The sequence below is a fragment of the Microbispora amethystogenes genome (assembly GCF_016863015.1).
Lineage (GTDB): Bacteria > Actinomycetota > Actinomycetes > Streptosporangiales > Streptosporangiaceae > Microbispora > Microbispora amethystogenes.
On record NZ_BOOB01000003.1, the window covers coordinates 18,805 to 39,443 of the forward strand.

Below are 20,639 nucleotides of genomic sequence, written 5' to 3' on the forward strand. Positions count from 1 at the left end.
TCAAGATCGCCTAGATAGAGTCGCGCCGCAGGTTCGTTGATCCCGAAGGGGGCCCGAGTGCGAGGGCGTGTGCCGGTGGCCGCTGGGTTGGCCGCCGTGGTCCTGCTGACGCCGCTGGCGGGCGCGCAGGCCGATCCGAAACCCACCCTTGCCCAGGCCAAGGCGAAGCTGAACCGGCTGAACGCGCAGGCGGACAAGCTCGTGGACCGCTACAACGCGGCCGGTGAGAAGTGGAAGTCGGCCAAGAAGAAGTATCTGGCGCTCAACGACGACTACAAGAAGCAGAACGCGCGGGTCGAGGCGCTGCGCTCGGGGCTGGTGACGATGGCGGTCAGCAGCTACCAGGTGGGCGGTATCGGCACCTGGGGCGTCTTCTACAACCCCGACCCCGACACCATGCTCAGCGGTCTCGCCACGTACAACCACATCTCCGCCGAGCGCATCGGACGGCTCCAGCAGTACGAGGGCGCGATCCAGGGCCTGAAGGACCGGCGCGACGAGACGAAGGCGGTCTACGCCGAGGCCGCCAAGGTCAGGAGCGAGCTCGCCGACGAGAAGAAGAAGGTCGACAAGCTCGTCAACGAGCAGATGAAGCTGCTGCGCTCGCTCGGCACGTACAACCCCGGCAATCCCAACAGCGCGGGCGTCGCCTACAAGGGCTCCGCTTCGGGCAACGCCCTGTCGGCTCTTCAGTTCGCCTACAAGCAGGTCGGCAAGCCGTACCGCTACGGGGGCAGCGGGCCGGACTCCTGGGACTGCTCCGGCCTCGTCCAGGCCTCCTGGGCGGCGGGCGGGGTCGGCCTGCCGCGGACGAGCTACGAGCAGTGGGCTTGGGGCGCGAGCCGCCGCGTGTCCCTCGACGCGCTCCAGCCGGGCGATCTGCTCTTCCACGCGGGCTTCGGCCACGTGGGCCTGTACGCGGGAGACGGCAAGGTCGTCCACGCGCCGCAGACCGGCGACGTTGTGAAGATTGTCACACTCGCGGAGTATCACGCGATCGGCGCCGTCCGTCCCTGACGGCCAAGGTGATCTTTGTTCCGGTTGGGAGCTAAGTGCCCAATTTGGGCGCTGCGGTGCCTGCTGTGAGCAGAGTCACACTTAGCCTTATGTGACGTGGGTAAGCTGCGGTTTCTCCCGCGCCACCTTCGTTATCCGATCTTTATGCGCCGGGACGGCTTTGCCGAGAGCCGCCGGATCTCGGTAGCTTCTGGGCCGCGGCGAGCACGCCTCGCCGCGGCGAGCCCGGTCCGGCCGGCCGGGCCCGCGTCATCCACCGTCGCCGGCGCCGTCCGTCTATTCACTCCCCTCAGGGGATTTCCGGGCGCCGGGGACCTGCCGAGTCCGTGCAGTCAGGAGGCACGGAGCCGGGGAACCATCGACCTTCTTCGCGAAGGTCCGGGGTGAATCGGCGCGTCCACGCGCCGTAGGGCGACTTCCCCGCCCGAACCCGTCAGCTAACCCGGTAGGCGTACGCGGAAGATCCAAGGAGAGATCCTGTCTACCACCCCCGCTAGCCTGTCCCGTCTTGCCCGAATTGCCCTTGGGGGTGCCGCTTTGACGGCATCCGTGGGAATCGCCGGCGCGCAGCCGGCGGCGGCCGACTCGGTGACGGTCACGGTCACGAAGGTGACCACGGAGACGAACACGAGGTCCGCCGCCACCGGGGCGGCCAAGAAGGCCGCGAAGAAGGCGACCAAAAAGGCCGCCGTCAAGCGGAAGAAGCTCAGCAAGGCCACGCTCCAGCTGGCCAAGGCGCAGCGAGCGGTCAGGACCGCGAGGAAGCACATCGGCGACCCCTACCGCTACGGCGCCAGCGGACCGGGCGCGTTCGACTGCTCGGGCCTGGTCACCTACGCCTGGCGCAAGGCGGGCGTACGGCTGCCGCGCACGACGTGGTCCATCCGCAGCGCCGTACGGAAGAAGGTGTCCTGGGGCCACTTCAAGCCCGGCGACCTCATCTTCACCAGCGGCGGCGGCCACGTCGGCATGTACGTCGGGCACGGCAGGATGATCCACGCCCCGCACAGCGGCACGCGGGTCAGGATCGACAAGCTCGACTCCTACCGCAGGGCGACCTTCGTGGGCGCCGTACGCCCCGGCGGCTGATCCGTCCCCCTCGCCCGGTGCCGAGCCCGTTGTCGCCGGCATCACTCCACGGCTCCGTCCTCCCGCACGGGTGGGCGGAGCCGTGGCGTTCTCCGCCGGCGGATGGGCTGGCGGCCCGGCTGACGGCTCGGCGGCGCCTGGTAGCGTGCTCGCGTCAGGTCCCGCGGGCGGGACGTCGCTGGACGGCTCGAACGCCGGTGGAGACCCGGTAAGACCCCTATGTGGCACAGGCCGGCGAAGCAGGAAGCCGCGGAAGCGCCGCACGCGCGGCACAGGCCGGATCTCCGGCGTCCACGCCGAAGCGCACACGCTCGTGACTTCGGCCCCCGCCGGTTCGTGTCCGGGGCCGTGGTGCTGGCCGCCCTGCTGGCCGGTTCGGCCGCCGCGGCGCCGCCCGACCCCCTCTCGCCCCTGCTGTCCCGGGCCCGCGCCGCCGTGCGCGAGCAGCCCGGCATGTGGACGGGCGCCTCCGTCGCCCGCGGTGAGCACGCCGTCGTCGTCGGCGCGCCGCGGCGGCTGGTCACCGAGATCGCCCGGCTGGCCGGCCGCGCCGACCGTACGGTCACGCGGGTCTGGGGAGCGCACGGCGGCGCGGTGGTCCTCGTGCCCCGCACCGAGGAGCAGGCGGCCCTCCTGGCCGCCCCGGCGGTGGTCGGCGGTCTGGCGGCGGTCGCGACCGGCGACCGGGTGATCGTGCAGCCCGCCGCGTTCGCCCGCCTGTCCGCGATCGGCCGCCAGGTCGTCGTGACCCACGAGCTGACGCACGTCGCGGCCTCCGGGCCGCGCGCGGTCCCGATGTGGCTCCTGGAGGGCTTCGCCGACTACGTGGGCTACCTCGACAGCGGCCTGCCCGTTCACGCCGTCGCCGCCGAACTCGCCGCGGACCTGCGAGCCGGCGGTGGAGCCGGAGCGGATGCCGACAGGGAGGCCGGCACAGGGGCCGGCACAGGGGCCGGTGCGCCGCTGGCCCGGCTGCCGGAGCCCGCGGACTTCGCCGCCAGGCCCGCCCAGGCCTACGAGGAGGCCTGGCTGGCCTGCCGTTACGTCGCCGCCCGGTTCGGCGAACGGCGGCTGGTCGCCCTCTACCGCGCCGCGCTGCGCGAGGACGCCGACACCGCGCTGCGGAACGTCCTCGGGCTGACCACCGCCGAGCTGACCCGCCTCTGGCGGTCCTCCGTACGGGCCGAGCTGGCCCGGCCCTGATCGCGGTCCTGATCCCGGTCCTGATCCTGGGGCGGGCGGGAGGCGGGACGGGCCTGCGAGAATGCGTTCCCGGGCGGGCCGCGTGGCCGTGGGCCGTCCGCCGCACCGATACCGGGGGTGAGGATGGCGAACAGGACGTTGATCGTCACGAACGACTTCCCGCCCAGACCGGGAGGCATCCAGGCGTTCGTGCACGGCCTCGCCTCCCGCAGGCCGCCCGGCTCGGTCGTCGTGTACGCGCCGCGGTGGAAGGGGTGCGAGGAGTTCGACGCCCGCCAGCCGTACGAGGTGGTCCGTCATCCCTCCACGCTCATGCTGCCGACGCGCGCGGTGGCGGGCAGGGCGGCGGCGCTGGTCGAGGACGGCGCCACCGTCGTCTTCGGCGCCGCCGCGCCGCTCGGCCTGCTCGCCCCCGCCCTGCGTGCCGCCGGCGCGGCGCGGATCGTCATGCTGACGCACGGGCACGAGGCGTCCTGGGCGCGGCTGCCCGGCGCCCGCGGCGTGCTGCGCCGGATCGGGGCGGGCGCCGACGTCGTGACCTACCTCGGTGAGTACACGCGCCGCCTGCTCACCCCGGTGATCCCCGCGCCCCGGCTCGTACGGCTCGCTCCGGGCGTGGACACCGGCGCCTTCCGCCCCGGCGCGGGCGGCGAGCGGGTCCGGGCGGCGCTCGGCCTGGGCGACCGGCCGGTGGTCGTCTGCGTCTCCCGGCTGGTGCCCCGCAAGGGCCAGGACGTGTTGCTACGGGCCTGGCCGCTCGTCCTGCGGCGGGTGCCGGGAGCGGTGTTGCTGTTGGTCGGCGGCGGCCCTTCCCGGCGGTCGCTGGAGCGGGCCGTCGCCGGAGCCGGGCCGCGCGGGTCGGTGGTGATCACCGGGTCGGTCCCGTGGGCGGATCTCCCGGCCCACTACGACGCCGGAGACGTGTTCGCCATGCCGTGCCGCAGCAGGTTCGGGGGGCTCGACGCCGAAGGGCTCGGCATCGTCTATCTGGAGGCGTCGGCGACCGGCCTGCCGGTGGTCGCCGGTTCCTCGGGGGGCGCCCCCGACGCCGTACGGCACGGCGAGACCGGCCTGGTGGTCGACGGAAGATCGCACACGGCGGTGGCCGACGCGCTGTGCGACCTGCTGGCCGACCCGGCCCGCGCCCGCGCGATGGGCGAGCGGGGCCGGGCCTGGATCGAGGAGGAGTGGGGCTGGGAACGCGTCGCGGCCCGGTTCGCGGCACTGCTGTGACGGCCGCCGTGAGGGCCGCGCGCGGGCACCGTGCCCCGTGGCCGACCGTTGGGGCCGTGGCGAGGGCCTCAGCCGGTGAAGACCTCGACCAGCAGGAACCCGTTCAGCGCGCTGATCACGGCGGCGACGGCGACGCCGGCGGCGGTGGTCGCCCGGTGGTTGACCAGGTCGCCCATCAGGGCGCGGCGGGCGGTGAACACGACGAGCGGGACCAGGGCGAACGGGATGCCGAACGACAGCGCGACCTGGCTCAGGACGAGCGCCCGGGTGGGGTCCGTCCCCACGGCCAGGATCGCCATGGCCGGAAGGATCGTGACCAGGCGGCGCGCCAGGAGCGGCACGCGGCGGCGCAGGAAGCCCGCCATGATCACCTGCCCGGCGTACGTGCCGACGCTGGAGGAGGCCAGGCCGGAGGCGAGCAGGGCGAGCGCGAACGCGACCGCCGCCCCGGGGCCGAGGACCTCGCCCAGACCGGCGTGGACGGCCTCCAGGCCGCCGAGGTCGCTCCCGTCGAAGGTCGCGGCGGCGACGGTGAGCATCGCCATGTTCACCAGCCCCGCCGCGCCGAGCGCGACGGCGATGTCCACACGGCTGGCCTGGAGGGCCGCCCGGCGCTGGTCCCAGGCATCGCCGCTCCGGGTGAGGGCTCGGGGCTGCCCGAGAGCCCCATGGTGCTGGGTGACGGCCCCGGGTTGCCGTAGGAGAGCCCCCTGGTGCTGCGTCAGAGCACTGTGCAGGTAGACGACATGCGGCATGACGGTCGCTCCGACGATCCCGGTCGCCAGCAGCAGGCTGTCCGGCCCGGCGAGGCGGGGCACGAAGCCGCCCGCCACGCCCGCGAGGGACCCCGACAGCATCACCTGGTAGGCGAAGCCGGCCAGCACCACGGCGAGCATCGCTGCCACGGTCACCTCGAACCGGCGGCGACCGCGCGGCGCCAGCAGGAGCAGCAGCGAGGAGACCAGCGCGGTGATCGCGGCGGCCGGCAGCAGCGGCACGCCGAACAGCAGGTTCAGCGCGACGGCCCCGCCGATGAACTCGGCCAGGTCGGTGGCGACGGCGACCATCTCGGCCTGCGCCCACAGCAGCAGGCTCACCGGCCGCGGCAGGTGGTCGCGGCACAGTTCGGGCAGGTTGCGGCCGGTGGCGATGCCGAGCTTGGCCGACAGCGCCTGCACGAACATGGCCAGCACGTTCGCGACCGCGATCACCCACAGCAGCATCGTCCCGTAGCGCGCCCCGCCGGACATGTTGGTCGCGAAGTTCCCGGGATCGACGTACGCCACGGCGACGACGAACGCGGGGCCGCACAGGCCGGCCAGCCGCGCGAGGCGTCCGGGTGACGGCGGCCGTCCTGCGGCCGTGACGGCGGTGACAGGGGTGACGGCCTCGACGGTCTGTACGGACCCGGAAGACCCGGGCTCGGGCTCGGGCCCGGACCCGGGAGCGGGCATGGGCGTGCTGCGGCGGTGGTCGGGCAAGGAAGCCTCGCTGAGGAGAGGTCTGGACGGAGGCGGCGCCTCGCCCGTCCCGGCGTCGCGCCGGAACGGGCGAGGGCGGAACGGGCGTAGGCGGGACGGGCGGGTCCGCCGGGAGGCCGGGCGGGAGCGGTCCCGGCGTCAGGTGAGCTTGTCCTTGAGCTTGCCCATGGGGCCGACCTCGGTGCCGAGGGCGGGGCCCTGCGGCTCGCCCATGCTGCCGTCGTAGGTGTCGTACAGCTTCGGGTCGGGCGGCGGGGCCTGCGCGAGACCGCCGAGCGGTTCGGGGTTGAGGAGATAGGCGAACTGGTGGCGTCCGTCGGGCTGCGGCCCGCTCGCCCAGCCGCCCGCCTGCGCCTCGATGCCGTCGGAGAGGTCCCAGATCGTCTCCGCGTGCTCGGCGTGCTCCTCATCGAACAGGTCGTCGGGCACGACGACGTCCTCCAGGCCGTCCGACTGGAGCTCCTCGATGGCCTTCAGCCACAGGTTCTGGTGCAGGGTGTCGCGGGCGAGGTTGAACTTCAGCATGTCCTTGACGCCGGGGTCGTCGGTCATGTGGTAGAGCCGGGCGGTCTGCAGCCGGCCGTGCGCCTCGGCCGCGACGTTGGCCCGGAAGTCGGCCAGCAGGTTGCCGCTCGCCACGATGTAGCGGCCGTTCCAGGGGTATCCGTTGCTGTCGGCGGGCAGCGGGCCGCCGCCGGCCACGATGGCCTGCTGGGGGTCCATCCCGCCCAGCACCGCGCCGACCACCGGGTCGGTGGTGGCCATCTTCGTGACCGCCGTCGCGGGCGCGCCCTCCAGCAGCCGCGCGACCATCGTGGCGAGCATCTCGACGTGCCCGATCTCCTCGGTCGCGATGTCCATGATCAGGTCCTTGTACTTGCCGGGCATCCGGCAGTTCCAGCCCTGGAACAGGTACTGCATCGTGACCGTCATCTCGCCGAACGCGCCCCCGATCAGTTCCTGGAGCTTGCGCGCGTACACCGGGTCGGGCTTTTCGGGCTTGGCCTCGAACTGGAGGTGCCGGGTGTGCCGGAACATAGGACTCCTCGCGTCGGAAACCGCAGGGAGCCGCAGGCCTTGTACGGGTTAAGGGCGCGACCCCGCCGATGCGGTCGGTGTTGGGCGGTGGGCCGGGGGGTCACGCATGAATCCCAACACGGGCCGCAACAGGACAGCAGGAGCGACACCTAACGAAGGACCAATGGTTGGGCTCAGTGGGTGTAGAGCTCGTCGATCTGCTTGGCGAAGTCGCGCATGACGAGGTTGCGCTTGACCTTCAGCGACGGCGTCAGGTGGCCGCTCTCCTCGGTGAGGTCGGTTTCGAGGATCACGAACTTCTTGATCTGCTCGGCCTTGGAGACCAGCCGGTTGGCGCCGTCCACGGCCTGCTGCACCTCGGCGAGGATCTCCGGGTCCGTCGCCCCGACCTCACTCTTCCCGTTGGCCTGCTTCCACTGCTCCAGCGCCTCGGGGTCGAGCGTCACCAGCGCCCCGATGAACGGCTTGTCGTCGCCGACCACCATGACCTGGCTGACGAGGCGGTGCGCCCGGATGGCGTCCTCCAGCGGCGCGGGCGCCACGTTCTTGCCGCCCGCCGTGACCAGGATCTCCTTCTTGCGCCCGGTGATGCGCAGGTAGCCGTCGTCGTCGAGGCTGCCGATGTCCCCGGTGTGGAACCAGCCCTCGGGGTCGACGGCCTCCTTCGTGGCCCGCTCGTTGTTCCAGTAGCCGTCGAAGACATGGCGGCCCTTCACCAGGACCTCGCCGTCGTCGGCGATGCGGATGCTCACCCCGGGGAACGGCTTGCCGACCGTGCCGATCTTGTTGGCGCCCGGGATGTTGACCGTCGAGGGCGCGCTGGTCTCGGTGAGCCCCCAGCCCTCGAACACCTCGATGCCCACGCCGCGGAAGAAGTGGCCGAGCCGCTCGCCGAGGGCCGACCCGCCGGAGACCGCCGCCGTCAGCGCGCCGCCCGTCGCCGCCCGCAGCTTGCCGTACACGAGCCGGTCGAAGACCGCGTGCTTCAGCCGCACGCCGAGGCCGGCCCCGCCGGAGCTCTCCGCCCTGCTCCACTCCACGGCGGCCCGTACGGCGGCGTGGAAGATCTTGCCCTTGCCCTCGTCGGTGGCCTTCTGCTCGGCGGCGTTGTAGACCTTCTCGAACACCCGCGGCACGCCGAGCAGGAACGTCGGCTTGAACTCCCGCAGGTCGGGGGCGACGTTCTTCATGTTCGGGCTGTGCGCGAGCACGGTGTGGGTCTCGATCAGGACGATCTGGATCAGCCGGGCGAAGCTGTGCGCCAGCGGCAGGAACAGCAGGGCCGCCCGTCCCCGCACCTCGAACAGAGCCTCCAGCGGCCCCTGCGAGACGTTGCGCGCGGTGAAGAGCAGGTTGTCGTGGGTGAGGCGGCAGCCCTTGGGCATGCCGGTCGTGCCGGAGGTGTAGATGATCGTGGCGAGGTCGCGGCCGCCCCGGCTCGCCCTGCGCTCGGCCAGCGCGTCGTCGCCCACCTCGGCCCCGAGCCGCTCCAGCTCGGCGAACCCGCCGCCGTCGATCCGCCACAGCGACGGCAGCCCGGGCACGGCCTCGCGTACGGTCTCCTCGTGCGCGGCCGTCTCCACGATCGCGGCCTTCGCCCCGCTGTCGGTCAGGATCCACTTCACCTGGTCGGCGGAGGAGGTCTCGTAGACGGGCACCCCGACCGCGCCGGCCGCCCAGATCGCGTAGTCGGCGACCGTCCACTCGTAGCGGGTGCGCGACATCAGCGCGACGCGGTCGCCGGGCTCGATCCCGGCGGCGATCAGGCCCTTCGCGACGGCCGCGACCTGGTTCCTGAACTCCGCGGCGGTCACCGGCGTCCACGGCGCGCCCGCCGCCGCCCCCTCGTCCTTGCGGCGGACCACGACGGCGTCCGGCTCGTCCACGCCGCGCTGGAACACCACGTCGGCGCAGTTCGCGGACGGAGGCACGTCCACCAGCACGGGAACGCTGAACTCGCGCACGGTCACTCCTTCGCGCACGGCCCCGCGGCCTCGCCGGACAGCGCCGGGACCGCGTGCGGACCATCACTCTTTGGGTCTCACTGGACGCTACCGTCCGAAGTTACGCAGGGGTAGATCCGTCACCCAGGCGTTATCCGGGGCGTCGTCCGAAGCGTCATCCGGATCGAAAACGACGCTATCAGGGTCCCTGACACCTTCCCCGGCGCGGCGGGCCGGACACCTTTCCGTGACTCGAGCGGTGTCCGGTAAAGCCGCCGTTATCATCTCGTCATGCGAATCCACGTCGTCAGCGACGTCCACGGCCGGGCCGACGCGCTCGCCCGCGCGGGCGACGGGGCCGACGCGCTCGTCTGCCTCGGCGACCTGCTCCTCTTCGTGGACTACGCCGACCACTCCCAGGGCATCTTCCCCGAGCTGTTCGGCGCGGAGAAGGCGACCGAGTACGTCGGGCTGCGCACGGCGGGGCGCTTCGACGAGGCGCGGGCGATGTCGGCCGGGCTGTGGGCGGCCCTCGGCGGCGACCCGCGCGAGCACATCGAGACGGCGGCCCGCCGCCAGTACGAGCGGATCTTCTCGGCCATGCCGACGCCGGCCTACCTCACGTACGGCAACGTGGACCTGCCGCGCCTGGGGACCGACCACCTGCGCCCGGGGCAGCGGGTCCTGGACGGGGAGGTCGTGGAGATCGGCGGGCTGCGGTTCGGGTTCGTCGGCGGCGGCCTGCGCACGCGGTACCGCACGCCGAACGAGATCGACGACGAGGAGTTCGCGCGCAAGGTCGAGGCCGTCGGCGAGGTGGACGTGCTGTGCTGCCACATCCCGCCGGCCATCCCCGAGCTGCTCTACGACGTGGTCGCCCGGCGGTTCGAACGGGGGAGCGAGGCCACGCTGGAGGCGATCAGGAGGACGCAGCCGCGGTTCGCGCTGTTCGGCCACGTGCACCAGCCGCTCGCCGGGCGCGCCCGGGTCGGCCGTACGGAGTGCGTCAACGTCGGCCACTTCCGCGGCCGCGGCACGCCGTTCGCCTTGGAATGGTGAAGTACGGTTGGCCACATGGCTGATCGCACTTCGTCGAGCATCACGATCGGCGCCGGCCGGTCGACAATCATGGCCGTCATCGCCGACTTCCCCGCGTACCCGCAGTGGGCGGGCCAGGTGAAGGCGGCGGAGGTGCTGGAGACGGACGAGGACGGCCGTGCCACCCGGGTCCGTTTCGTTCTCGACGCGGGTGTGATCAGCGACGAGTACGTCCTCGGCTACGACTGGGACGACGACGCGGGCGTGAGCTGGCGGATCGTCGACGCCGGCCGGATGGTCTCGGGCCTGACCGGCAGCTACCGCCTGACCGGGAACGGCGGCGGCACCGAGGTCACCTACGACCTCGCCGTGGACCTGAAGGTCCCCATGATCGGCATGATCAAGCGCAAGGCCGAGAAGGTCATCGTCGACACCGCGCTGAAGGGGCTCAAGCGGCGCGTCGAGGGCCGATGAGGGTCCTCCTCTTCACGGGGAAGGGCGGGGTCGGCAAGACCACCGTGGCCGCCGCGACCGCCACGCTCGCCGCCGGTCGCGGGCTCAAGACGCTGGTGGTCTCCACCGACACCGCGCACTCGCTCGCCGACGCGCTGGGCGTGCCGCCCTCGGACGCCCCGGTCGAGGCCGCGCCCGGCCTGCACCTGCAGCAGGTGGACACCCAGAGGTCGCTGGAGCGGCACTGGGGCGGGTTACGCGACTACGCCCGGGAGGTGCTGGCGGAGCTCGGCCTCGACGAGGTCACCTCCGAGGAGATCACGGTCCTGCCCGGCGCCGAGGAGGTCATCGCGCTGCTCGAACTGCGCGAGCAGGCCCGCTCCGGACGGTGGGACGTGATCGTCGTCGACTGCGCGCCGACGGCCGAGACGCTGCGCCTGCTCGCCCTGCCCGAGGCGCTCGACTGGCACGTCAACCGGCTGCTCCCGGCGGGCCGGCGGCTGCTCGGGGCGCTGTCGCCGGTCATCCGGCACGTCGCGAAGGTGAGCGTGCCCCAGGGCGAGGTCATCTCGGCGGGCGAGCGGCTGCACCGGGGCCTGCTGGAGGTGCGGGCGCTGCTCGCCGGCGACGACGCGTCCGTGCGGCTCGTCCTCACGCCCGAGGCCGTGGTCGTCGCCGAGGCCCGCCGCACGCTCACCTCCCTCAGCCTGTACGGCTACCGCGTCGACGCGGTGATCGCCAACCGGGTCTTCCCGGCCGAGGGCGCCGACGAGTGGCGGCGCCGGTGGGTGGAGGCCCAGGCCAGGCAGCTCGCCGGCGTGCACGAGTCGTTCGCGCCGCTGCCCGTCCTGACCGTTCCCTATCTTCCGGGCGAGCCCGTCGGCACCGACGCGCTCGCGCGGGTCGGCGAGGAGCTCTACCGGGACCGCGACCCGTTCGCGCGCCCGGACGTGGAGCCCCCGCTGCGGATCTCCGGCGACGAGCTGTCGCTCCGCCTGCCGCTCGCCGACCGCGACGACCTCGACCTCGCCCGCAAGGGCGACGAGCTCATCGTCACCGCCGGTTCGCACCGGCGCGTCATCGCCCTGCCCGCGGCCCTGGCCAGACGGGAGATCTCCTCGGCCGCGCTCCGGGACGGCCGGCTCCGGGTACGGTTCGAGGCAGGAGGGGCGAGATGACGGATTCGAACGACAGCACCGCCCGCCGTCAGGACCCGGTCGGGTCCGCGGCGGAAGAGGCGATGAAGCTGCTTGACGCCGTGCAGCGGCGGATGGGCCGCGAGTTCGGCAAGGGCCTGGTGAAGGGCGGCGTGAGCGGCATCGGGTCCGCGTTCGGCGGCGCGAGCGGCATCGGGTCTGCCTTCGGCGGCGCGGGCGGCGGGGCGGGCCGGTCCGGCGACGTGTGGAGCGAGGCCGTGTCGGAGGACCACGACGAGTACGTCTGCCGTGCCTGCCCGGTGTGCCGGGTGATCGCCGCGCGCCGGGAGGCCGGCGGGGACGTCACGGGCCACCTGATCGCGGCCGGCGGTGAACTTTTCGCGGCGTTCCGGGAGGCGGTCGACGCCCTGCAGCGTCCCCCGTCGCCGTCCCAGTCATCGTCCCAGTCACGGCCTGACGGGGAGCGGCGGTCCGGCGAGTCCGCGGTGGAGCACATCGATCTGGCGTGACAGGGCTGTTAACGGGACGCGTCGGCGGAATTGCCACAACCCTGCGCGATCGGCTTCAATCAGCGCGGCGTAGCGGATCGGGCGGAAGGACGACAGCATGGCGCTGACCATCGGCGTGGACGTCGGCGGCACCAAGATCGCGTTCGGGGTCGTGGACGAGAACGGCGGCATCCTGGAACGCGGCCTGCGGCACAGCCCCGCGGGCGACCCCGAGAAGATGGCGCTCACGATCGCCGATGTGGTGAACGAGCTCGCGGCGCGGCACGAGGTCGAGGCGGTGGGCATCGGCGCGGCGGGGTTCGTCGACGAGACCCGGTCGGTGATCCGGTTCGCCCCCAACCTGGCCTGGCGGGAGGAGCCGCTGCGCAAGAAGGTCGGCGAGCTGGTCGGCCTGCCGGTCGTCGTGGAGAACGACGCGAACGCCATGGCCTGGGGCGAATACCGCTTCGGCGCGGGCCGGGGCGAGAGCCACGTCGTGTGCGTGACCGTGGGCACGGGCATCGGCGGGGGCATCGTGCTCGGCGGCGACCTCTACCGCGGCCGGTGGGGGATGGGCGCCGAGCTCGGCCACATGCAGACGGTGCCCGGCGGACGCCCCTGCGGCTGCGGCAACGACGGATGCTGGGAGCGGTACGCCAGCGGCAGCTCGCTGCTGGCGGACGCCAAGGCGAACGCGGAGGCCGACCCCGCCGCCGCCACCCACCTGCTGCGGCTCGGCGGCTCGGTCGAGGGCATCCGGGGCGAGCACGTGACCGAGGCGGCACGACTGGGCGACCGCGCGGCGCTGGACGCGTTCGAGTCGCTCGCCGACTGGCTCGCGCAGGGCCTCGCGGACCTGGCCGCGATCCTCGACCCCGGGTGCTTCATCCTCGGCGGGGGCGTCTCCGGCGCCGCCGACCTGTTTGCCGGCCGGGTCCGCGACGAGTTCGCCGCGCGGCTGACCGGCCGGGGCCACCGTCCGCTCGCCGACATCCGGGTGGCCGAGATGGGCCCGTCCGCCGGCCTGGTGGGGGCCGGTGACCTCGCCAGGCTCCGCTGAGGACGTGCCGGAGGACGCGGCCGGGAGCGTGCTGCGAGTCGCGACCTACAACGTCCGCGGGCTGAAGGACGACCGGAGGGCGCTGGCCCGGGTGATCAGGGCCCTCCGGCCGGACGTGCTGTGCCTGCAGGAGGTGCCGCGCCTGCCGGTGCGGCGGCACGGGCGGCCCGTATTCAGCCGCGCCGTCCCGGTCTCCCTGACCGCCCTCGCCCGCGCCGCCGGGCTGTCGGTGGCCGCCGGAGGCCGGCTGAACGGGACCGCCGTCCTCACCTCCCCGGCCGTACGGCTGCTGCGGGGCGAGGGGCGGCGCCTGCGGTGGTTCACCGGTCTCGAACGGCGCGCGGTCGCCGTGGCGGTCGTGGAGAAGGGCCGGGACAGGTACGCCGTGTGCTCGGCCCACCTCGACCTCCTGGCCGGGGCGCGGCTGAGCCACGCCGCCGAGATCGTGCCGATCCTGGAGGGCGCCGCCCGGGAGTTCGGGGCCGCGCCCGTGCTGGCGGGCGACCTCAACGAGCCTCCCGGCGCCCCGGTCTGGCGCCTCCTCGGGGCACGGTACGCCGACTGCTTCGCCGCCGCGCCTGACGCCGGAGGTTCCCGTACGGCCGCCGGCGCGGCTGAGGGCGCCGGGGAAGGCGGGCGCGGCGCGACGTTCCCGGCCCGCGGCCCACGGGTGCGCATCGACGCGATCTTCGCGGGGCCGGGCCTGACCGTCCTCTCGTGCGGAGGGGCAGACGTGCCTCCCGGTGACCTGACCGCCGCCAGTGACCACCGGCCGGTCGTCGCCGAGATCGCGTCCGGGCATCACGTGGGGCATCACATGGGGCGTCGCTGAGGGCCCGGATTCGCGACCTGTGCGACGGAGAGGGCGCCGTTCCCCTTACGATCGTTGCCATGACCCGACGCCGCATCCGGCGTGCGGTGCCGTTGTGTGTGCTGTCCGCCGGTCTGCTGGCCGGCCTCCTCCCGTGCGCCACATCGGTCGCGCACGCGCAGACAGGCCCCGAACAGACAGGCCCCGAACAGGCAGGGCACGCACAGACAGGGACCGGCCCCGCCCGGCCGGAGCGAGGCCCGTCGGGAGACGAGGTCGCCCAGGGCCCCGGGCTCCCCACGGGGCATCTCAGGACCGACGCCTCGCTGTCCGACGTCGCCGGCCTCTCGGCCGAGGACGTCTGGGCGGTGGGCCAGCAGGAGGCCTGGGACTTCTGGCGCAACCGGGGAGTCATCACCCACTGGGACGGCTCCTCCTGGGGTGAGGTGCCGATCAGGGGCGACGCCACGGGCGCCGGGCACCTGCGGTCGGTCGCCGCCGCCTCCGCGGGGGAGGTCTGGGCGGTGGGCGACGGGCACGACGGCCTGCCGTACCTCGCGAAGGGGTCGATCGACGGCTTCGACCGGGTCAGCGTGCCGCGGCTGCGCACGGGTGACTGGCTCGGCGGGATCGCCGCGTCCTCCGGCCGGGTGGCCGCCGTCGGCAGCCGCGACGGCCAGGTGTTCCTGCTGAGCAGCGGCGGCGCCGGCAAGGGGACCGTCTGGAAGACCGGTCAGGGGCCCGGCGGAGCCCTGTACGGCGTGGCCCTGGCGGGCAAATCGGACGGCTGGGCGGTGGGCGACTCGGGCGACGGCCCCCTGGCGATGCGCCTGGCCGGCGGCGGATGGAAGCGGGCCGACCTGCCGCGAATCAAGGGCGGCTTCCTGCGGGACGTCTACGCGGAGAGCCGCAAGCGGGCGGTCGCGATCGGCGGCGTCTACCGGGACGGGAAGATCTCCCCGCTGGTCCTCGACTGGGACGGCAGGCGCTGGAAGCGGGCGAAGCCGCCGGAGCGGCACGCCGAGCTGTACGGCGTGACCGGCGACGGCGAGGGCGTGTTCTGGATCTCCGGCTACGACCCCGCCCGCCCGGCGGAGGGGTTCCTGCTCCGCTACGACGGGGAGCGCTGGACCAGGCTGCGCGGCCAGACGTCCGGCGCGGACCGCAAGGTGCGGTTGCAGGCGGTCACCCACGTCGGCGAGCTGACCATGGCCGTCGGCCACATGCTGGACGGCACGGACGGCAAGGAGCGCTACACCGACCTCGTCGAGCGGTTCGGCCCGCCGCACGCACTCGCCGCCCGGTAGGGCGCGACGTGGCAGGGGCAGGGGTCAGACGACCGCGCCGTCGTCCCAGCCGGAGTCGGTGGGCGGGCCGTCGCCCATCCGCACGACGAGGACCACGAACCCGGCGATGAAGGCCGCCACGGCGGCGAACACGATCCAGCCGTCCCTGGGCCAGTCGAGCAGGGCGGCCAGCAGCAGATAGGCGGGGCCGCCGAACAGCGCGAGCCACGACGCCCGCGTGATCGCGTCGGCCTGGGGGAGCGGCGGCGGGGGCGGCGGGACGTAGTGGTCGTCGTCCTCGCTCACCGCGACGGGGGCCGTCCGGCCGTCCGCCTCGTCCGGGCCCTCGCCGGCGTCGTCGTCCCGGGCGGTGTCCCGGGCGGTGTCCCGGGCGCCGTCGCGGTCGTCGTCGGCGCCGTCATGGGCACCGGCGGAGCCGTTGGCGGCGCCGGGGCGGGGCTCCTCGGTCACGTTCTCGCGATCAGGCCATGGCTGATCGGCCGAGGCGTCCTCGGCTTTTTCATTGAACGAGGCGACGATCTGGCGCCAGACCTCGTCCTCGTCACTTTGCGGTGTCACGTCGATCCCTGGTCACAGGTCCTTCGTCAAGGGTACCGAGGCGTGGGAGCGGATGAACTCCAGGCTCCCCTCGAAGATCGCGGGCGCGTCGTTGTCCAGGGTGGCGACGTGATAGCTGTCCGTCAGCTCCCTGACCTCCAGATTGTCCCCCAGCCTCGCCCGGAGGAACGCCACGCTCGCCGGCTTCACCACGTGGTCGTCCCTGCTGTGGAACACCAGCAGCGGCTGCGTCACCTCGCCGATGTCCCGCTGGACCAGCTTCCACAGCCGGGGGAGCGTGGCCGCGGCACGCACCGGGGTGCGCGCGTAGCCGAGCTCCGTCATGCCCTCCTTCTTGATGTCGCCCGCCACGCCGGGGACCGAGGGCACCACGTACTTCAGCGCCGGGGCGAACCGCAGCAGCGGCGCGTCGCCGACCACGGAGGGGTTGACCACCACGACCCCGCGTACGGCGTCGCCGTGGACCTCGGCCAGGCGCAGGGCCATGCAGCCGCCGAGGGACAGCCCCGCCACGAACACCTCCGAGCACCGGCCGCGCAGGTCGGCGAACGCCTTGCCCAGCTCGGCGTACCAGTCCTCCCAGCGCGTGCGGCTCATCTCCTGCCAGCTCGTGCCGTGGCCGGGCAGGCGCGGCAGCGAGACCGTCAGCCCGGCCCGGGCCAGGTGCTCGCCCCACGGCCGGAGGGACTGCGGCGAGCCGGTGAACCCGTGGCAGAGCAGGACGCCGATCTCGCCGCCGTCGTGGTGGTACGGCTCCGCACCGGGCAGCACTGGCATGGGAGACCTCCGTCGGACGGCGGCGTGTTCCGCCCGATACTCGCACGTTGGTCAGCGTTAGTGCGAGAGGGCTGGGCGTGCGAAGATGACTTCACATCTGAGCCGAGGGAGTCCGCGTGTTGTACTGGGTGGTGAAGGCCATCCTCTGGCCGCTCCTCCACTTCGTGTTCCGCCCCTGGGCGGAGGGCGTGGAGAACGTCCCGAAGGAGGGCCCGGTCATCCTGGCCGGCAACCACCTGTCGTTCGCCGACCACTTCTTCGGCGCCGGGTTCCTGCCCCGCAAGGTCATCTCCCTCGGCAAGGCGGAGTACTTCACCGGCAGCGGGATCAAGGGCCTCGTGAGCCGCGCCTTCTTCTCGGCCGTCGGCACCGTGCCGATCGACCGCTCGGGCGGCAAGGCGAGCGAGGCGGCGCTGCGCACCGGCCTGCGCATCCTCAAGGAGGGCAAGGTCCTCGGCATCTACCCCGAGGGCACCCGGTCGCCCGACGGCCGCCTCTACAAGGGGAAGACGGGCGTGGCGCGGCTCGCGCTGGAGTCCCGGGCGCCGGTGATCCCGTGGGCCATGGTCAACACGTTCGAGATGATGCCCCCCGGCCGGCCCGTGCCCAGGTTCGGCATCCGTCCCGGTGTCCGGTACGGCAAGCCGCTCGACTTCTCCCGCTACTACGGCATGGAGAACGACCGCCTGGTGCTCCGCGCCGTCACCGACGAGATCATGTACGCGCTGATGGAGCTGTCGGGCCAGGAGTACGTCGACAAGTACGCGGCGGCGGCCAAGACGGAAATGACCCGGGCGGCCCGCGAGAATTCCTAATACTTCCGGACTGGACGGGTAACGTGGCGATGTCCGCCGCGCACGTGATCCACGTTCAGATCGGAAGGCGCATGCCCGAGCCAGCACACAGGTGCCGCACGTCGACGTCGCCCGCCGTGTCACGGAGGCGCGCGGCATGAGCGTCCGCGAGGAGCAGCAGGCCGCGCCGGGATACCTGCCCCACCGCCAGATCCTGATCGTCCTGTCCGGGGTCGCCGCCGGGATGCTGCTGGCCGCGCTCGACCAGAGCATCGTCGGCACGGCCCTGCCGCGCATCGTCAGCGAGCTCGGCGGCCTCGACAAGCTCTCCTGGGTGGTCACGGCCTACCTGCTCACCTCGACCGCGGCGACCCCGCTGTGGGGCAAGATCTCCGACCTGTACGGCAGGCGGGTGATCTTCCAGACCGCGATCGGCATCTTCCTGCTCGGCTCGGTCCTGGCCGGGCTGAGCCAGGACATCGGCCAGCTCATCGCGTTCCGCGCGCTGCAGGGCCTCGGCGGCGGCGGGCTGATGTCGCTGGCCTTCAGCATCATCGGCGACGTGATCCCGCCGCGTGAACGCGGGCGCTACCAGGGATACTTCGGTGCCGTCTGGGGCACCTCCAGCGTGGCCGGGCCGCTGCTCGGCGGGTTCTTCACCGACGGCCCGGGCTGGCGGTGGATCTTCTGGATCAACCTGCCGATTGGGGTGATCTCGCTCGTCGTGACCTCGGTGGCGCTGAAGATGCCCACCGTGCGCCGCAGCCACCGAATCGACTACCTCGGCGCGACGCTGATCGTGGCCGCCGTGTCGTGTTTCCTGCTCTACCTCGACTGGGCGGGCAACAAGCTCGGCTGGACGGCTCCCGGCGCGCTGGCCCTGCTCGCCGCGTTCGTGGCGTTCACGGCCCTGTTCGTGCTGGTGGAGCTGCGGGCGCCCGAGCCGATCCTGCCGATGCGCCTGTTCCGCAACGGGATCTTCAGCGTGGGCAACGGCTTCAACTTCCTCGCGGGACTCGCGATGTTCGGCGGCATGATCTTCCTGCCGGTCTACCTGCAGGCGGTGCAGGGCATGTCGCCGACCGTGTCGGGCCTGGCCCTGCTGCCCGCGGTGGTCGGCATCTTCTCCACGTCGATCACCTCGGGCCAGCTGATGAGCCGCACCGGCCGCTACAAGATCTTCCCGATCCTCGGCGCGGCGGTCCTCCTGGTGGCCCTGTGGCTGCTGTCCACGATCCGGGTGGACACGCCGTACTGGCAGGTGGCGATCTACGCCTACTTCTTCGGCGCCGGGCTCGGGTTCACCATGCAGACGGTCGTCACCGCGATCCAGAACGCGGTGGAGCGGGCCGACATGGGCGTGGCGACCAGTTCGGCGACGTTCTTCCGGATGATGGGCGCCGCCATCGGCACGGCGATCATGGGTGCGGTCCTCACCAGCCGGCTCGCCCACCACCTGGCCGCGGAGTTCGGCGGCAGGATGCCTCCGGGGAAGGTGAACGCCGACAACGTGCAGGCGATCCAGCACCTGCCGCAGCCGGTCAAGGACCACGTGCTGGTCGCGTTCACGAACGCGATCGACGACGTGTTCCTCACCAGCCTGCCCTTCGTCGTCGCTGCGCTGGTCGTGGCCCTGTTCCTCAAGGAGATCCCGCTGGCGTCCCGGGGCGGCGAGGGCCAGGCCCAGGCCGGAGCGGCCTGACAGTGCCGGAGTTGAGGCCGGCCTGAGGCCGGAGCGGGCTGACGGCGTCGGGGTTGAGGACGGCCTGAGGTCGGAGCGGGCTCGGGTCCGGGCCGACCTGGAGCCGGGCGGGGCGAATCGTCCGTCGGCGGCTCGTCAGGTGAGGCGGGACCGGATCTCGCGGATGTGGGCGGGAGTGGTGCGGCAGCAGCCGCCCACTGATCTGGCGCCGAGCGAGACCCACCCGGCCGCCGCTTCGCCGAACTCCACGGGGTCGGCGAGGCCGAGCCAGCGGCGGTTCACTGGGTCCCACTTCTCACCCGAGTTCGGATAGACGACGGCGGCCCCGCGCCTGACGAGGTCGGGCACGAACCGGGGCGCCGTGCAGTTCACGCCGACGGCGACCACCTGGGGGAGCCCGGCGAAGATCGCGAGGCACTCCTCGAAGGGCGTCCCGTCGCTGATGTGCTCGCCGTCCCGGCAGGAGAAGGAGATCCAGGCACGCACGGACGGCGTCTCGCGCAGGAGCCGCGCCAGCGCGCGGGCCTCGGCCCGTGAGGGAATCGTCTCGCAGGCCAGCAGGTCGGCCCCGGAGCCGGCGAGGATGCCGAAGCGTTCGCGATGCCACTCGGCCAGGCCGTCCTCGTCCAGGTCGTAGTCGCCCGTGTATTCGGCGCCGTTGGCGAGGTAGGCGCCGTAGGGGCCCACGCTCGCCGCGACCAGCCCGTGCCCGGCCTCGTCCCTCGCCTGCAGGGCCAGCGTCACCGACAGCCGGATGAGGTCGCGGGCCTCCCCCGGCGACAGGCCGTGCCGTACGAACCCGGGGACGCTGGCCTGGTAGCTCGCCGTCGTGGCGACGTCGGCCCCGGCGCGGAAGTAGTCGAGATGCGCGCGGCGGATGACGCCGGGATCGTCGGCCAGGAGCCGTGCCGACCACAGGTCGTCGCTCAGGTCACAGCCGAGGGACTCCAGATGCGTCGCGAGACCGCCGTCGAGGACCATCGGATGCATGTCGGCACCCTACGCGCTTCATATTTGCGAGCCGTCAGGAGGTTCGCCCGAAGCGGACGCCGGTTCTCTGTCGGAACCGCTCGTGGATCTACTACGTTCGCCAGGTATGGGGCTTAAAGAGCTCGTCAATCGGTTGCTGCGCCGCCGGTCTCGCGTCCCCGCAGGTGGACGGGACGATCGGCCCGACACGGGAGGGGTGAGGGAGCCCCGGCGTCCCGTGCCCACCCCGCCGTCCGACGTCATCCGTCTACCCGAACCTTCGTAGGACTTCGCTCACAGCGAACCCTGTGGCCGGGCCCGGCGCTTCCGCCGGTGTCCCGGCCAGAGTCGTCCGTCCTGGGACCGTCCGTCCTGGGACCGTCCGTCCCGGGATCGCCACAGTGGCGACGCGCCTTGGGATCACCGGTGGTGACATACCCCAGGATCGCCGGTGGCGACGCTTTGGGATCGCCGGTGGCGGCGCGCCCCGGGATCGCCGGTGGTGACAGCCCCGGGAACCC

At 72.9% G+C, this 20,639-nt stretch carries 19 protein-coding genes and 1 riboswitch; of the genes, 13 read left to right on the forward strand and 6 right to left on the reverse strand.

Annotated elements, in window-relative coordinates:
• Window positions 1-75 precede the first annotated feature (75 nt).
• The 4 genes from Mam01_RS01290 (at window position 76) to Mam01_RS01305 (ending at window position 4,542) form a co-directional block, all read left to right on the forward strand.
• Complete coding sequence (locus Mam01_RS01290; protein ID WP_239100942.1) at window positions 76-1,017, forward strand: C40 family peptidase; 942 nt, start codon at window positions 76-78, stop codon at window positions 1,015-1,017.
• Between the two features lie 306 nt (window positions 1,018-1,323).
• Window positions 1,324-1,484: riboswitch (cyclic di-AMP (ydaO/yuaA leader) on the forward strand.
• 70 nt (window positions 1,485-1,554) lie between these two features.
• Complete coding sequence (locus Mam01_RS01295; RefSeq protein ID WP_239100943.1) at window positions 1,555-2,106, forward strand: C40 family peptidase; 552 nt, start codon at window positions 1,555-1,557, stop codon at window positions 2,104-2,106.
• Window positions 2,107-2,442: 336 nt separating this feature from the next.
• Entirely contained in the window at window positions 2,443-3,309 is an 867-nt protein-coding gene (locus Mam01_RS01300) for a hypothetical protein (protein ID WP_204283506.1), read from the forward strand.
• Window positions 3,310-3,432: 123 nt separating this feature from the next.
• Window positions 3,433-4,542: a glycosyltransferase family 4 protein gene (locus tag Mam01_RS01305; protein ID WP_204283507.1), complete on the forward strand. Its 1,110-nt coding sequence runs from the start codon at window positions 3,433-3,435 to the stop codon at window positions 4,540-4,542.
• 68 nt (window positions 4,543-4,610) lie between these two features.
• On the opposite strand, the gene Mam01_RS01310 is transcribed toward Mam01_RS01305, so the two are convergent.
• The 3 genes from Mam01_RS01310 to Mam01_RS01320 form a co-directional block, all read right to left on the reverse strand.
• On the reverse strand, window positions 4,611-6,023 hold the full coding sequence (locus Mam01_RS01310) for an Nramp family divalent metal transporter (RefSeq protein ID WP_239100944.1): 1,413 nt from the start codon (window positions 6,021-6,023) through the stop codon (window positions 4,611-4,613).
• A gap of 138 nt (window positions 6,024-6,161) precedes the next feature.
• Window positions 6,162-7,061, reverse strand: a complete 900-nt coding sequence (locus tag Mam01_RS01315) for a manganese catalase (protein ID WP_204283509.1) — start codon at window positions 7,059-7,061, stop codon at window positions 6,162-6,164.
• A 173-nt stretch (window positions 7,062-7,234) separates the two neighbouring features.
• Window positions 7,235-9,025, reverse strand: a complete 1,791-nt coding sequence (locus Mam01_RS01320) for an AMP-dependent synthetase/ligase (RefSeq protein ID WP_204283511.1) — start codon at window positions 9,023-9,025, stop codon at window positions 7,235-7,237.
• 270 nt (window positions 9,026-9,295) lie between these two features.
• Between Mam01_RS01320 and Mam01_RS01325 the strand changes: the two genes are divergently transcribed.
• From Mam01_RS01325 to Mam01_RS01355, 7 genes are all read left to right on the forward strand, one after another.
• Window positions 9,296-10,063 (forward strand): metallophosphoesterase family protein, encoded by a 768-nt coding sequence (locus Mam01_RS01325; protein ID WP_150932991.1) that lies wholly within the window; start codon window positions 9,296-9,298, stop codon window positions 10,061-10,063.
• Between the two features lie 15 nt (window positions 10,064-10,078).
• Entirely contained in the window at window positions 10,079-10,516 is a 438-nt protein-coding gene (locus Mam01_RS01330; RefSeq protein ID WP_150932992.1) for an SRPBCC family protein, read from the forward strand.
• A complete protein-coding gene (locus Mam01_RS01335) occupies window positions 10,513-11,673 on the forward strand; it encodes an ArsA family ATPase (RefSeq protein ID WP_204283512.1) in 1,161 nt (386 codons plus the stop codon). Before Mam01_RS01330 ends, Mam01_RS01335 begins: the two co-directional genes overlap by 4 nt.
• Entirely contained in the window at window positions 11,670-12,161 is a 492-nt protein-coding gene (locus tag Mam01_RS01340; protein ID WP_204283513.1) for a DUF5304 family protein, read from the forward strand. Before Mam01_RS01335 ends, Mam01_RS01340 begins: the two co-directional genes overlap by 4 nt.
• Before the next feature lie 97 nt (window positions 12,162-12,258).
• The gene (locus Mam01_RS01345; RefSeq protein ID WP_150932995.1) at window positions 12,259-13,200 is read left to right on the forward strand and encodes an ROK family glucokinase; all 942 of its coding nucleotides are present in this window, start codon (window positions 12,259-12,261) and stop codon (window positions 13,198-13,200) included.
• Between the two features lie 4 nt (window positions 13,201-13,204).
• On the forward strand, window positions 13,205-14,032 hold the full coding sequence (locus Mam01_RS01350; RefSeq protein WP_204283514.1) for an endonuclease/exonuclease/phosphatase family protein: 828 nt from the start codon (window positions 13,205-13,207) through the stop codon (window positions 14,030-14,032).
• A gap of 59 nt (window positions 14,033-14,091) precedes the next feature.
• A complete protein-coding gene (locus Mam01_RS01355) occupies window positions 14,092-15,318 on the forward strand; it encodes a hypothetical protein (RefSeq protein ID WP_204283515.1) in 1,227 nt (408 codons plus the stop codon).
• A gap of 24 nt (window positions 15,319-15,342) precedes the next feature.
• Here the strand turns inward: Mam01_RS01355 and Mam01_RS01360 are convergent, their stop codons facing one another.
• Together Mam01_RS01360 and Mam01_RS01365 are read right to left on the reverse strand one after the other, a co-directional pair.
• Entirely contained in the window at window positions 15,343-15,876 is a 534-nt protein-coding gene (locus Mam01_RS01360) for a hypothetical protein (protein ID WP_204283516.1), read from the reverse strand.
• A gap of 12 nt (window positions 15,877-15,888) precedes the next feature.
• Window positions 15,889-16,653 (reverse strand): alpha/beta hydrolase, encoded by a 765-nt coding sequence (locus tag Mam01_RS01365; RefSeq protein WP_204283517.1) that lies wholly within the window; start codon window positions 16,651-16,653, stop codon window positions 15,889-15,891.
• Window positions 16,654-16,769: 116 nt separating this feature from the next.
• On the opposite strand from Mam01_RS01365, the gene Mam01_RS01370 reads away from it, so the two are divergent.
• Both Mam01_RS01370 and Mam01_RS01375 read left to right on the forward strand, forming a co-directional pair.
• Window positions 16,770-17,468 (forward strand): lysophospholipid acyltransferase family protein, encoded by a 699-nt coding sequence (locus tag Mam01_RS01370; RefSeq protein ID WP_150932999.1) that lies wholly within the window; start codon window positions 16,770-16,772, stop codon window positions 17,466-17,468.
• A 136-nt stretch (window positions 17,469-17,604) separates the two neighbouring features.
• Window positions 17,605-19,149, forward strand: coding sequence for an MDR family MFS transporter (locus tag Mam01_RS01375; RefSeq protein WP_204283518.1), 1,545 nt, complete (start codon window positions 17,605-17,607; stop codon window positions 19,147-19,149).
• A 135-nt stretch (window positions 19,150-19,284) separates the two neighbouring features.
• On the opposite strand, the gene mmuM is transcribed toward Mam01_RS01375, so the two are convergent.
• A complete protein-coding gene (mmuM, locus tag Mam01_RS01380; RefSeq protein WP_204283520.1) occupies window positions 19,285-20,139 on the reverse strand; it encodes a homocysteine S-methyltransferase in 855 nt (284 codons plus the stop codon).
• Between the last annotated feature and the right edge of the window lie 500 nt (window positions 20,140-20,639).

Excerpts from the sequence above, each read along its gene's own strand:
- Mam01_RS01365 (WP_204283517.1), bottom strand. The coding sequence starts at position 16,653 with ATGCCAGTGCTGCCCGGTGCGGAGCCGTACCACCACGACGGCGGCGAG.
- Mam01_RS01315 (WP_204283509.1), bottom strand. The coding sequence starts at position 7,061 with ATGTTCCGGCACACCCGGCACCTCCAGTTCGAGGCCAAGCCCGAAAAG.
- Mam01_RS01325 (WP_150932991.1), top strand. The coding sequence starts at position 9,296 with ATGCGAATCCACGTCGTCAGCGACGTCCACGGCCGGGCCGACGCGCTC.
- Mam01_RS01375 (WP_204283518.1), top strand. The coding sequence starts at position 17,605 with ATGAGCGTCCGCGAGGAGCAGCAGGCCGCGCCGGGATACCTGCCCCAC.
- mmuM (WP_204283520.1), bottom strand. The coding sequence starts at position 20,139 with ATGCATCCGATGGTCCTCGACGGCGGTCTCGCGACGCATCTGGAGTCC.
- Mam01_RS01330 (WP_150932992.1), top strand. The coding sequence starts at position 10,079 with ATGGCTGATCGCACTTCGTCGAGCATCACGATCGGCGCCGGCCGGTCG.
- Mam01_RS01345 (WP_150932995.1), top strand. The coding sequence starts at position 12,259 with ATGGCGCTGACCATCGGCGTGGACGTCGGCGGCACCAAGATCGCGTTC.
- Mam01_RS01305 (WP_204283507.1), top strand. The coding sequence starts at position 3,433 with ATGGCGAACAGGACGTTGATCGTCACGAACGACTTCCCGCCCAGACCG.
- Mam01_RS01335 (WP_204283512.1), top strand. The coding sequence starts at position 10,513 with ATGAGGGTCCTCCTCTTCACGGGGAAGGGCGGGGTCGGCAAGACCACC.
- Mam01_RS01355 (WP_204283515.1), top strand. The coding sequence starts at position 14,092 with ATGACCCGACGCCGCATCCGGCGTGCGGTGCCGTTGTGTGTGCTGTCC.
- Mam01_RS01340 (WP_204283513.1), top strand. The coding sequence starts at position 11,670 with ATGACGGATTCGAACGACAGCACCGCCCGCCGTCAGGACCCGGTCGGG.